The 1,671-nt window shown below is 62.2% G+C and carries 1 protein-coding gene; it reads left to right on the top strand.

All coding sequences use genetic code 11. The annotated features are described in order from the left end of the window. Positions 1-135 precede the first annotated feature (135 nt). Entirely contained in the window at positions 136-1,476 is a 1,341-nt protein-coding gene (locus AC0L2X_RS32340; RefSeq protein ID WP_473601199.1) for an ISNCY family transposase, read from the top strand. The last annotated feature ends 195 nt before the right edge of the window (positions 1,477-1,671 follow it).

Genomic DNA, 1,671 nt, shown 5'->3' with positions numbered 1-1,671 from the left:
CTAGTTTCCGTCCGCAAACGACAAGCGTTTGATTTTGTTAGCTGAATCGCATCTTTGCGCGAGCAAGGCCCGGCGGTTTCAGGTATCTTGGATCATGCCACTGAGTCCAAGTCCCCGCCACCGCCGGAGCCGACAATGCGCCAAGAACGCACCGTCCAAGCCAGCATATTCGATGTTTTCGCCGTACACGAGATCGGCCATGAACTGAAAGCGATGTCGCAATGGCTGGATGAGCATCGCGATCTGCTTGGCGCGGTGGCGCGCGACCTGCGTCGACATGGCGTCAAGGCGACTGGACGGCGGGGACTGCCCGCCGAAGCAGTGCTGCGTTGCGCGCTGCTCAAGCAATATCGGCAGCTGACTTATCAGGAGCTGGCGTTCCATCTCGAGGACTCGGCGTCGTTCCGAGCCTTTGCCCGCCTACCATGGTCATGGAGCCCACAGAAGTCGGTGCTGCAAAGGACCATCAGTGCGATCCGGTCCGAGACCTGGGAGCAGATCAATAGGGCATTGCTGTCGGGTGCTCGGAAGGCGAAGCTCGAAGACGGCGCGGTCGTGCGGCTGGACAGCACCGTGACCTCGGCACTCATGCACGAACCGAGCGACAGCAGCCTGCTTTGGGATGCTGTGCGGGTCATGGTGCGCCTGCTGAAGCGGGCCGACGCCTTGATCGGGGGCGCCGGCCTTGAGTGGCGTGATCATTGCCGCGCAGCCAAGAAGCGCGCCCGCAAGATCCAGTTCACGCGCGGTCGACCCAATCGGGTCCAATTCTACCGCGAGCTGATCGCGATCACCCACGCGACCTTGGCCTATCTGAAGCAGGCGAGCGAGCGATTGGCCGTTGCGATCACACCGGCCATCGCTCTGTGGCAACTCCAGGTCCATCATTATCAGCCGCTGGTCGAACGCATCATCAGACAGAGCGAGCGGCGGGTGTTGGCCGGCGAGCAGGTAGCGGCCGGCGAGAAGCTGGTCAGCCTGTTCGAAGAGCATGCCGATATCATCGTCAAAGGCAGCCGCGATACCGAGTACGGTCACAAGCTCAACCTGACCACCGGCAGGAGCGGCTTGATCCTCGATCTGGTGATCGAAGCAGGCAACCCGGCCGACAGCGACCGCTTGCTGCCGATGCTGGAGCGCCACATCGACCTCTACGGCCAAGCGCCGCGGCAAGCGGCGGCCGATGGCGGCTTCGCCACTCGTGACAACCTGGCCACGGCGAAGGCGTGGGGCGTCTGCGACATGGCCTTCCACAAGAAAGCCGGCCTCAGGATCGAGGACATGGTCAAAAGCAAGTGGGTCTATCGCAAGCTGCGCAACTTCCGCGCCGGCATCGAAGCCGGCATATCATGCCTGAAGCGCGCCTACGGTTTGGCACGCTGCACCTGGCGCGGCCTTGATCACTTCAAGGCTTACGTCTGGTCCTCGGTCGTGGCCTACAACCTCGTCCTCTTCACCCGCCTCAAAGCGACCTGAACGCCAATCCCGGCATCGTCGTTGCGTCGCACCGGCCATTGCCGGCCGTCGCGGCGTGCGGCTGATAGTGCTGACCACGCTATCTTGTCGACGGTCAGCGCCCGTGATCCCATCCATCCCGTCGCTAAGGCGACCCAGCCTAGCATAAACCTCTGTAAACGCTGCGAAATACACGTGTTTGTGGACGGAAACTAG

Source organism: Mesorhizobium sp. WSM4828 (assembly GCF_055811175.1).
This window is presented reverse-complemented; position numbering and strand designations above follow the sequence as displayed.